8 protein-coding genes and 1 pseudogene are annotated in these 10378 nt (G+C 73.5%); 4 read left to right on the forward strand and 5 right to left on the reverse strand.

Going from position 1 to position 10378, the window contains the following annotated elements; genetic code table 11:
* The 3 genes and pseudogenes from STRAU_RS38700 to STRAU_RS38710 form a co-directional block, all read right to left on the reverse strand.
* Positions 1 to 263 (reverse strand): annotated as a pseudogene (locus tag STRAU_RS38700) (hypothetical protein); the annotation flags it as partial.
* Between the two features lie 3 nt (positions 264 to 266).
* Positions 267 to 1733, reverse strand: a complete 1467-nt coding sequence (locus tag STRAU_RS38705) for an FAD-dependent oxidoreductase (RefSeq protein WP_016645844.1) — start codon at positions 1731 to 1733, stop codon at positions 267 to 269.
* Entirely contained in the window at positions 1730 to 3169 is a 1440-nt protein-coding gene (locus tag STRAU_RS38710; RefSeq protein ID WP_016645845.1) for an FGGY family carbohydrate kinase, read from the reverse strand. The genes STRAU_RS38705 and STRAU_RS38710 overlap by 4 nt, the downstream gene beginning before the upstream one ends.
* A gap of 355 nt (positions 3170 to 3524) precedes the next feature.
* Between STRAU_RS38710 and STRAU_RS38715 the strand changes: the two genes are divergently transcribed.
* The 3 genes from STRAU_RS38715 (at position 3525) to STRAU_RS38725 (ending at position 7356) form a co-directional block, all read left to right on the forward strand.
* On the forward strand, positions 3525 to 4526 hold the full coding sequence (locus STRAU_RS38715; RefSeq protein WP_037664764.1) for a hypothetical protein: 1002 nt from the start codon (positions 3525 to 3527) through the stop codon (positions 4524 to 4526).
* Between the two features lie 169 nt (positions 4527 to 4695).
* Entirely contained in the window at positions 4696 to 6120 is a 1425-nt protein-coding gene (locus STRAU_RS38720; protein WP_078621761.1) for an amino acid permease, read from the forward strand.
* Between the two features lie 237 nt (positions 6121 to 6357).
* Positions 6358 to 7356 carry a DUF5937 family protein gene (locus STRAU_RS38725; RefSeq protein WP_016645848.1) on the forward strand — a complete coding sequence of 333 codons (999 nt, stop codon included), beginning with the start codon at positions 6358 to 6360 and terminating at the stop codon, positions 7354 to 7356.
* Between the two features lie 30 nt (positions 7357 to 7386).
* On the opposite strand, the gene STRAU_RS38730 is transcribed toward STRAU_RS38725, so the two are convergent.
* Positions 7387 to 8118 carry an SDR family NAD(P)-dependent oxidoreductase gene (locus STRAU_RS38730; RefSeq protein ID WP_016645849.1) on the reverse strand — a complete coding sequence of 244 codons (732 nt, stop codon included), beginning with the start codon at positions 8116 to 8118 and terminating at the stop codon, positions 7387 to 7389.
* Between the two features lie 109 nt (positions 8119 to 8227).
* On the reverse strand, positions 8228 to 9538 hold the full coding sequence (locus tag STRAU_RS38735; RefSeq protein WP_016645850.1) for a radical SAM protein: 1311 nt from the start codon (positions 9536 to 9538) through the stop codon (positions 8228 to 8230).
* Positions 9539 to 9827: 289 nt separating this feature from the next.
* On the opposite strand from STRAU_RS38735, the gene STRAU_RS38740 reads away from it, so the two are divergent.
* Positions 9828 to 10378 (forward strand): TerD family protein (locus tag STRAU_RS38740; protein ID WP_037664767.1); only part of this gene is annotated, 551 nt, incomplete at its 3' end.

Genomic DNA, 10378 nt, shown 5'->3' on the forward strand with positions numbered 1-10378 from the left:
CCCGCGCGGGCCGCCGCGTCGGCGAGGCGCCGCGCGTACCGGGGCCCGCTCGTGCCGGGGCCGGTCAGGCCCGCGAAGGTGCGCGCGCCGAAGCCGCCGTGCCGGCAGTGTCGCGGCACGCCGCCCGCCTGTTCCTCCCGCTCCAGGACCTCGACGCGGCCCGCGCCCGCCGCGGCGAGCCCGGCCGCCACCGCGAGCCCCGGCCGCCACCGCGAGCCCGGCAGGACCGGCCCCGACGACGAGCACGTCGAGGGTGCGCTCACGCCTCATCGCGCCGCCCTCCGCGCCGCCGACCGGTCGCGCCGGTCGAAGAGTTCACGCACGGCCGCACCGCAGTAGAAGCCCTGGCACCGCCCGCCCCGGGCGCGCGTGCGCCGCCGCAGGCCGTCGAGGGAGCCGGGTGGGACAGTGCTCAGGAGCGCGTCGCGGATCTCGCCGCGCGTGACGCGCTCGCAGTGGCAGACGACCGCGCCGTACGCGGGGTCCGCCGCGATCAGGTCGGCCCGCTGGTAGGGGCGCGGAAACGCCTCGCCCAGGTTGGGCATCGTGACGGGCGCCAACTCCCCTGGTGCGCCGCCCAGGTCGAGGCCGACGTCGGCGAGCAGTTCGGTGACGTACGCGGCGATGGCCATGGACGCCGTCAGGCCGGTGGAGCGGATGCCGCCGACGGTGACGTACCGCTGGCCGGGCCAGGCGCGGATCCGGTAGTCGTCGTCCTCCGTCGCCGCGCGCAGGCCCGCGTAGACGGCGGTGACCTCCTCGTCGAGGAGTTCGGGCAGGATGCGGGCGCCCTTCTCGCGCAGGTCCGCGAGGCCCTCGGCCGTGGAGTGGGTGGCTTGCTTGTCGTCGAGGTCCTCCGCCGTGGGGCCGAGCAGCACGTTCCCGTACACGGTCGGCGCGACCAGGACGCCCTTGCCGAGCGCCGTCGGCACCGGCAGCAGGATGTGCCGTACGAGGTCGCGGGCGAGCTTGTCGAAGACGATGAGCTGGCCGCGGCGCGGGGTGACGGTGAACGTGTCGTGGCCGAGCATGCGGTCGACGGTGTCGGCGTGCAGGCCCGCCGCGTTGACGAGGTAGTGGGTGCGGACGTCGCCTCGGCTCGTGTGCAGGGTGTGCGGGGTGTGCGGGACGCCGTCGGCCGCGTGGCCCAGGTCGACGGCCGTCACACGGCAGTCGAGGTGCAGGTCCACGCCTGAGCGCACCGCCTGGGTCGCGAACGCCAGCGGTGTCGTCCAGGGGCAGATGACGCTCTCGCCGGGCACCGCGAGGGCGCCGAGCGCGCCGGGGCCGAGGTGCGGTTCGCGGGCGCGGACCTCGGCGGCGTCCAGCAGGGCGGCCTCGTCGTAGCCGTTGCGCTCGGCCTTCTCCAGCAGGCCGGGCAGCGCGGCGAGTTGGTCCTCGTCCCAGGCGACCAGGAGCGCGCCGACCCGCTCCACGGGGATGCCGCACTCGGCGGCGTACGCGGAGAGACGGCGCTGTCCTTCGCGCACCAGGCGGGCCTCCAGGGAGCCCGGCACGGCGTCGAACCCGGTGTGCAGGATGGCCGTGTTGGCCTTGGACGTGCCCTCGCCCACGTCGTCGGACGCCTCCACGACGGCGACGCGCAGGCGGTACCGGGCCAGTTCGCGGGCGAGGGCGGCGCCCACCACTCCGGCGCCGATCACGGTGACGTCGTAGGGCTCCTGCGGCAGGCCCCCGGACCTGGTGACGAGCCCCGTACCCGCCGCGCTCATGCGGGGTGACGTTCCATCAGCGCCGCCACCTGCGTACGGAACGCGCCCCGGCGCTCGGCCGCCTCGGCGGGGCCGATCCGCGGTTCGTAGAGGGCGGCGGGCCGCCAGTCGGGCACGACGTCGCGCAGGCCGAGCCGCGGGTCGAGGCCGAGGCGGGCGACCGCGCCCACGCCGAGGGCCGTGGCGTCGGGCAGCGCCGAGACCTCCACGGGGAGTTGGAGCAGGTCGGCCTGGGTCTGGAGGAGCAGGGACGACCGGGTCAGGCCCCCGTCGACCCGCAGGCTCCGCAGCGGTTCGCCCAGGTCGGCGGCCACCGCGTCGGCCAGCTCGGCGACCTGGGCCGCGATGCCCTCGCAGAGGGCGCGCACCAGGTGTCCAGGGGTGGTGTCCAGGCCGAGGCCGGTCAGGGAGCCGCGCAGGTCGCCGCGCCACCAGGGGGCCGCGAGCCCGGCGAGCGCGGGCACGAACGTGACGCCCCCGGCGTCGGGGACGGCCGAGCCGACCGGGTCGAGTTCGTGCGCGCCCGCGATCACGCCGAGGTCGGTCAGCCAGCGGACGGCGGAGGCGGCGGTGTAGACCTGCCCGTCCAGGCAGTAGCTGCTGCGCCCGCCGAGGCGCCAGGCGACGCAGGCGACGAGCCCGGAGTCGCCCCGGCGCGGGCGGTCGCCGGTCTGGGCGAGCAGGAACGCGCCGGTGCCGTAGGTGCACTTGGCGCTGCCCGGCTCGGTGACGTCCTGGGCGAGGAGCGCCGCCTGCTGGTCGACGAGGAGCCCGGTCAGCGGGATCTCCCGGCCGAACTCCTTGGTGGTGCCGATCTCCCCTGCCGCGTCGACCACGCGCGGCAGCCGTTCACCGGCGAGCCCGAACACGTCGAGGGCGCGCTCGGACCAGGTCGCGGAGTCCAGGTCGAGGAGCTGGGTGCGTCCCGCGGTGGCCGCGTCCGTGACGAAGGCGCCGGTGAGGCGGTGCACCAGCCAGGCGTCGCTGGTCGTGACCACGCCGCTCCGGGTGAGGTGGCGGCGTATCCATGCCATTTTGGGGGCGGCGAAGTACGGGTCGAGCGGCAGGCCGGTGAGCGCCTTCAACTCGTCCGCGTGCCCGGCGAGTTCCGCGCACAGCGGCTCGGCGCGCCGGTCCTGCCACACCAGGGCGTCGGTCAGCGGCTCGCCGGAGTCAGGATCCCAGGCGAGCACCGTTTCGCCCTGGTTGGCCAGGCCCACCGCGGCCACCGGCTCGCCCGCATCGGCGAGAGCCGCGCGTCCGGCGTCGAGCACGGACGAGAGCAGGTCGTCCGGCGTGACCTCGACGAGGCCGCCGGGCAGATGGCGGGGGCGCACCGGCGCGCTGCCGGAGCCGATCACGCCCCGCTCGGGGCACACGACGAGCGCCTTCGTGCCGGAGGTGCCCTGGTCGACGGCGAGCACCGGGCCGGTCATCGGGGCGCTCCGTGACGTCGCGCGCGGCAAGTCGTGATCACCGCGGAAGCCTGCTACAGCGGCCGTGACCCCGTCAAGGGCCGACGCATGCCTCAAATGCCGCAATCAGGGCCACTGTTGAGCAGGAGAGCACGCAAAGTTCACACCGGCGCGCCGCGTTGACACAACTTGGTCAAGAAACATCCGAGGACCGGCCGGTAATCGGAAGTCTCCGCTCTACACTGACCGCCGAACAACATCAGCCACGCACACACCAGTTCACGACATCCCACACATCCGAACACCACCGCGACACCGCCCGTACACCGCCTGCGGACACCCCCCAGCCGCTCCAGAGCCAGAGCACAGAGGACCCATGCCGATGCCGTTAGCCCGCCCGGTGTATCACCCGGCCGGTCACGACGCTCCCCTGCGCGCCGTGCTCCAGGACCTGAAGGCAGGCCGCTGGGTGTCGACGAGGAACCTGCTCACCGAGACCCCCGACTGGGGACTGTGGACGCAACGTACGCAGATCCTGGCCGCGGCCCTGGCCGGTTCCGACGTGGTGCGCGCCTGGCTCGCCGAGGAGCCGCGCAGCGTCGCCGCGACGATCCTGCACACCCGCGTCACGGTGGAGCGCGCCCTGCGCGCGCACCGCGCGGGCCACCGCCACACCAACGAGCTGTGGCGCGAGGCGAACGACGCCTGCCGGCTCGCCTCGGCGACCTCGCCCGAGGACCCCGTCCCCTGGATCTGTCTGCTCGCCCTCGCGCAGCTCGACGAGGGCCAGCGGTGGGACGAGCACCGCGTCGCGGCGCCGGAGCCGATGCTCTTCCCCGGCCCGTGGGGGATCCTCGCCGAGGCGGACAAGCGCGATCCCGGCAACCGCGAGGCGTACCACCGCATGCTCCAGTTCGCCTACCACCGCAGGCGCGGGGCGCCGCTGACCGAGGCGGTGAACTTCGTGCACTGGGCGTCCGCCGCGGCGCCCGCGGGTTCGGCGCTGCACGTGCTGCCGCTGTACGCGCGCGTGGAGCGCTACCGCCGCGAGGGCGGCAACGAACGCGCCCTCGACCTGCACTGGGTCGCGGAGGACGCGACGCGCAGCGCGCTCAGGGCGCTGCAGCTCTGGTTCGACCACGCGCAGCCCGAGTCCACCTCACTGCTCGACCTCAACTATCTGGCGCACGCGCTGTGGGGTGCCCACCAGTTCCACGACGCGGTCCGGGTGTTCGAGGCCCTGGACCCGTTCTTCACGGTCGTGCCGTGGACGTACCGCACCCAGGCGCCCGGCGACGCCGACGCGGCCACCGAGGCATTCGTCCAGGCCCGCTCGCGCTGTTACCACGCGGCGCGCGGCCCGGGCCCGCACGGCTGATCCCGCACCCCCTAAGACCCCACACCACCGCACCCCCGCACCCCCGTTCATCCCCGGAGGTTCACCAGTGTCCCGCACCACCGTGTCGAGCTCCGTCCCGGCGCCAGCGCTCCCGGACGAGGAACAACGGCTCAGAGAGCTCGGCTACCAGCCCGTCCTGGCCCGCCGCATGGGCGGGTTCGGCAACTTCGCCATCAGCTTCTCCGTCATATCCATCCTGTCCGGCTGCATGACCATGTACGGCTTCGGCCTGGGCACGGGCGGGCCCGCGGTGATGATGTGGGGCTGGGTCGGGGTCGGCCTCATGGTCCTGTTCGTCGGCCTCGCGCTGGCCGAGGTCACCAGCGCCTACCCGACGTCGGGCGCTCTCTACTACATGGCGGACCGGCTCGGCGGGCGGCGCTGGGGCTGGTACACGGGCTGGCTGAACCTGCTCGGCCTGCTGGGCGCGATCGCGGGCATCGACTACGGCGCGGCCCTGTTCAGCGGTGCCCTGCTGAGCATGCACACGGACTTCACGCCGACGGCCGGCTCCACCTTCGTGATCTTCCTGTGCATCCTGCTGCTGCACGCGCTGCTCAACCTGTTCAACGTCCGCCTGGTCAGCCTCTTCAACTCCATCTCCGTGTGGTGGCACCTGACCGGTGTCGCCGTGATCGTCGGTGTCCTCGCGATCGTGCCCGACTCGCACCAGTCGCCGTCGTTCGTCTTCGGCGAGTTCGTCAACGACACGGGCTGGTCGAGCCCGCTGTACGTCTGCATGATCGGTCTGCTCCTCGCCCAGTACACGTTCTCCGGGTACGACGCCTCGGCGCACCTCTCCGAGGAGACCTCCAACGCCTCCGTGACCGCCGCGCGCGGCATCGTCCGGGCCATCTGGGTCTCCTGGATCGCCGGGTTCGTGCTGCTCGCCGGGCTCACCTTCGCCATCCAGGACTACGTGGGCACGCAGGGCAGCGCGACCGGCGTGCCGCCCGCGCAGATCTTCATCGACGGGCTCGGCACGTCCGGCGCCACCGCCCTGATGCTCATCGTGATCGTGGCGCAGCTCTTCGCGGGCAACGCCGAGACGGCCGCGGCCAGCCGCATGGTGTTCGCGTTCAGCCGTGACAACGCCCTGCCGGGCTCGGCGCTCTGGCGCAAGGTCAGCCCCAAGACGCAGACGCCGGTGCCCGCCGTGTGGCTCTCGGTCGGCCTCGCCGGCGTCATCGCGCTGCCGTCGCTGTACTCCGCGACGGCGTACGGAGCGGTCACGGCCATCAACGTCATCGGCATCACGCCCGCGTACGCGATCCCGGTGCTGCTGCGCCTGCGGGCGGGCGACCGCTTCCAGCCGGGTCCGTGGAACCTCGGCAAGTGGAGCAAGCCCGTCGGCTGGATCGCGGTGTGCTGGGTCGGCTTCGTCACCGTGCTGTTCTGTCTGCCGCAGAAGTCCCCGGTGAACGTCGACTCGATGAACTACGCGGCCATCGCCCTCGCCGCGGTCCTCATCCTCGCCACCGCCTGGTGGTTCGTGGCCGGGCGCTCCTACAGCACGCCGTCCGCCTACGGCACGGACAAGGAGCAGGCGGACATCGCGGAGGACATCATCTAGGGCGTGTCCGATGAGGCCCCCCTCCACCGGCCTACGCGGCCCGGTACCTGTTCCCCCCGGCAACAGGTCCCGGGCCGCGCCCATGACCCCGCCCTGATCGGCTCGGGTCCGCGGTCGCGGCGTCTTGCGTCGGCCGCTGGTACCAGTCAACTGCCTTGCCGGGACGGCTTGTCAGAGATTCGACGCGCCTCGAATGACCGGGGTACGCGGGCCTTGGGTGCGGCTACCATCCGGTGTGTGATCTCGGCGCAACTGGACGCGGTGAGCCTGAGCCGGGTCAGGCTCGCCCTCTCGCCCGCCTACGAAGCCGTGTGGTGGCTGCGGATCGCCGCGTCGGGGCGGCGGCATCCGCTGTTCGGCGACCCCGGTGCCGGGGCGCGCTGGGCGCTGCGCCACCCCGATGTCGCCCTGGTCGCCGGAGCCGTGCCCAACGCCGCCTTGCCCGGCTACATGCCGGACCTGCTCACGCCGAAGCCCGCCGCGGGCCGGTCCGCCCGCACCCTCGCCGAGCAGCTGGAGGCGGTCGGCGCGACACCGCCCGAGGTGGCCGCGGACCAGCTCGCCATGGTGCACTCCGGCCGCGGGCCCGCGTGCGCCGCCGTGCGGTCCGCCATCGAGTCCGGGTCCTTCGCACCGCGGGCCGCGAGCGGGCTCCGGCGGTTCTGGCAGGAGGCGCTGGCCGACGGGTGGCCGACGCTGCGGGCGGCCCTGGAGGCGGACGTGGCCGACCGGTCGGCGGACATGGCCGCGCACGGCGTGGGTCATCTGCTGGCGTCCCTGCACCCCGACGTCACCTGGGCCGGAACCAGCCTGCGCGTCCACAAGGACGGGTACGACGAGTCGACCCCGCTGTCCGGCGCCGAACTCGTCCTCGCCCCGTCGGCCGCGCACTGGCCGCACGTCGGCACGCAGCTGTGCGACCCCGGCAACGCGGTCCTGTGCTATCCGGCCGCGGGGCTCGGCGCGGCCCTCGACCGGCGCCGCGAGCCCGCGGTGGGGCGGCTGCTCGGCCGGAGCCGGGCCGCGCTCCTGGGCGATCTGGCCGCACCCCGGACGACCGGTGAGCTCGCCGCCCGGCACCGGCTCCCCCCCCCCCTACACGACGCGCTCGCGCCCGCCACGGTCTCGTACCACCTGGGCGTGCTGCACCGGGGCGGGCTCGTGCTGCGCAAACGGGACCGGCACGTCGTGCGGTACTGGCGCAGCGCCGAAGGGGACGCGCTGATCGGCGCCTGAGAGCCTGTCTTCAAAGACAGGCTCCCAGGCTCACATGCCGCCCGCCACGCGCAGGACCGCCCCCGTGGTGTACGACGCGTCGTCCGACAGGAGCCAGGAGACGGCGCCGGAGACCTCGTCGGGGCGGCCCGAGCGGCCCATGGGGATGGTGTGGGCGAGCTTCGCCGGGCGCTCGGGGTCCTGGTGGAACTCGGTCCAGATGACGCCCGGGGCGACGCAGTTGACGCGGATGCCGAGCGGGGCGACCTCCTTGGCCAGGCCCACGGTCATGGTGTCCGTCGCGGCCTTGGTGGCGGCGTAGTGGACGTACTGGCCGGGGCTGCCGAGGGTCGCCGCGCCGGAGGAGATGTTGACGATCGCGCCGCCGCCGGTGCGGGTCATGTCGCGCACGGCGCGGCGGGCGCAGAGCAGATAGCCGAGGACGTTCACGTCGATGGCGCGGCGCATGCCCTCGGCGTCGGCCTCCGCGAGCGGGCCGTTGGGGCCGCTGACGCCCGCGTTGTTCACCAGACCGGTGACGGGGCCGAGTTCGGCGGCGGCCGACTCGAAGAGCCGGTCCACGTCCTTCTCGTCCGTGGTGTCCAGGCGGACCGCGACGCAGCGCCGGCCGGCCGCGCGGACGGCCTCCGCCGTGCGGCCGGCGGCCTCCTCGTCGGAGCGGTAGCCGACGGCGACGTCGTGGCCGTCCTGCGCGAGGCGCAGGGCGATCGCGGCGCCGATGCCGCGGGTGCCACCGGTGATGACGGTCACGTGCTGCTGCATGGGGCCTCCGGCCGGGTCTCGGGGTTCGGGTGCGGGTCGCACTGCGTGCGGGCCGAATCGGCCTTCGGCCTCGTCCTCAAACGCCGGACGGGCTCAATCCTCGCGGCGACTACGCGGGCAGGCTGTCCATGAAGCTGCTCACCGAGAAGACCGCGTTGCCGGGGCCCGCGGGGCCGTATCCGGGCGGCGAGGAGAGGCCGAACTCCTCCATCGTCGCGCGGTACTCCTGGAGCAGCCGCACGTGGTACTCCAGGGGCGCGCCCAGCGGGTTGGCCTTGCCGAGCGGCGTCGTCGGCTCCGGGCACCAGGTGGTGAACCGGGGCGTGATCCCGTGCGCCATGAAGTAGCGCAGCCCCTCGACGGTCGAGTCGATGGCCTCGTCGACCGTCTTGAAGCCGAAGGGCTCGGCCATCTCGACGCCCGCGACGAAGTTGGGGATGACGTTGCGCGGCCCGAACACCTCGGCGGAGTCCAGGATGCGACGGTGCCACTCGTCCCGGCCGACGTAGCGCTCCTTGCCGGGGCAGTACCGCTCGAACAGGTACCGGTCCCACACCTCGTAGTTGGGGTGGTAGATGCGCACGCCGTAGTCGTGGAAGCGCTGGACGTCCTCCTTGGGCAGCGCCTGCGCGACGACCTTGCCGATCCAGCGGCCGGGGAAGCGCTCCTCGATGGCCTTCGCGTACTGGCCGTAGAAGTCGGCCTCGTCCTTGCCGCCGATCGTCGAGGTGACCGCGCCGCCGGTGAGGGTGTACGCCGTGGAGGTCTTCGCGGTGTCGTACTTGTCGATGATCTCCAGGGCCTCCAGGACCTCCTCGACGGGCTTGACGCCCGTGTAGGGGCGGCCCGCGGCCTTGTGCTGGCGCCAGTTGTGGTTGATGTCGCAGTACTGGCACTCCTCCTTGGCGCCGAAGTACTGGCAGACGCGGAAGACCGTGAGGTACACGAGGTAGCCCCACTGGATGGTCGGGGCGACCTCCATGACGGACTTGCCGTTCGCGAGCTTGTGCCGGTAGTAGTCCGGCATCGGGGGCAGGCCCACGTCGGAGATGCGCTGCCCGTCCAGGTAGAGGCCGAGCAGGCCGTCCGCGTCGGCCGCCACGCGGTACGGCGAGGACGGGTTCACCCGCACCGACACCACCGTGCGGCGCAGGTCGTAGGGGCCGCCGGTGAGCACGATCTCCTCCGGCGGGCGGCGCAGGGCGGCCTCGCCCAGCTCGGGCAGGGTGCCGTGGTCGAAGGAGAAGATGAAGTACGACTTCGGCTTGACGTCGCCGGCGGCCTCGTTGGCGCTGTCGCTGAGCGCCGACTCGTCGAAGGCGATCCCGCCGCGCAGCAGGTCCTCCTTGATGACGGCCTCGCGCGGCACCTGGGAGTGCCGCTGCATGAGTCCTTCGATCAGCTCCGTACGCCTGGGCATGGGGCGGGCACCTCGGATCCTCTTGAGCTTTGACGTTATTCGACTGTTGTATGGGCGCATTTGTACGTGTACGTCCACTTTTGCCGGAGCGCTCGGGGTCGCCGTGCGCAAGGTCCACGCTAATACCGGCTCGCGCGGCGCCGAATCCGCCTCCGGTATCGGCGGGAACCCGGGCGCCGGGCCTGCACGTTCTCCCAGTCACGCGACGACGTCACGCGACCTCGCGCGGCCGACTAGCGGACCTCGCCCGACCCGACGCACAACCCGACCCGACCCACAGGGGGCGCCGATGACCGATCTGATTCCGGGCGGCAATCTGCCGCTGCCGGACGGCGCCCTCACGCTCCGCGTGCCCGGCCCCTTCGATCTGTCCGTGCTGATCACGGGCGACAGCGGCAAGGTCGCGGGCGACGCCGACTTCGTCTTCTACAACCAGCCCGCCGCGTCCGGCGCCCGCCTCAGCGGCGACACGGTCACGGTCGACGCGCGCCGCCTGCGGACCGGCGCGAGCCGGGTCACGGTCGTCGTCAGCCCCGCCGAGCCCGGCACCCCGCTCGGCCGGCTGCCCGCGATGGTCCTCCAGGTCAGCGGCCCCCGCGGTGAGCCCGTCGCCCGTTTCACGCCGCCGCGCCCGAGCCACGAGACGGTGCTGCTGCTCGCCGAGATCTACCGCCGCGGCGCCGCCTGGAAGCTGCGCGCGCTCGGGCAGGGGTACGCGGACGGGCTCGCCGGTGTGGCACGGGACTTCGGAATCGATGTCGCCGAGGACACGGCACCCTCCGCACCGCCCGCGGCCGCACCGCCCGCTCCCGCAGCGCCCCCGGCCGCCCGCGCGGCCGC

The sequence above is a fragment of the Streptomyces aurantiacus JA 4570 genome, assembly GCF_000414115.1.
GTDB lineage: Bacteria > Actinomycetota > Actinomycetes > Streptomycetales > Streptomycetaceae > Streptomyces > Streptomyces aurantiacus_A.